1 protein-coding gene is annotated in these 243 nt (G+C 51.9%); it reads right to left on the minus strand.

Features of this window, described 5'->3' with window-relative positions:
* On the minus strand, positions 1–243 hold a 243-nt coding region (locus Q5L94_RS14070; protein ID WP_317498969.1), incomplete at both ends, for a hypothetical protein.

A 243-nucleotide genomic window follows, 5' to 3' on the forward strand; every position in this document is an offset into this window, starting at 1 on the left:
TCTGATGTACCGAACATAGTCTCAGAACTCAGAACTGCATTTGGCCAGCTCTTGTAATATTGCTGCAATTTGCGCGCCAGAGTGCGGCGACGTTTCTTGAAGGCGTCGCGATCACCGTCTCGATATAAGTGCCAGAACAGGTGACGCGGCTGAATCTTTATGCGCGCTAACCCTCGTTCTTCCAGTGCCGCTTCATTGTGCTTCAGCACATTCTGAAGCAGGGTTGTCGCAGTCTTATGCGCG

The organism is Idiomarina sp. Sol25, assembly GCF_033052775.1.
Lineage (GTDB): Bacteria > Pseudomonadota > Gammaproteobacteria > Enterobacterales > Alteromonadaceae > Idiomarina.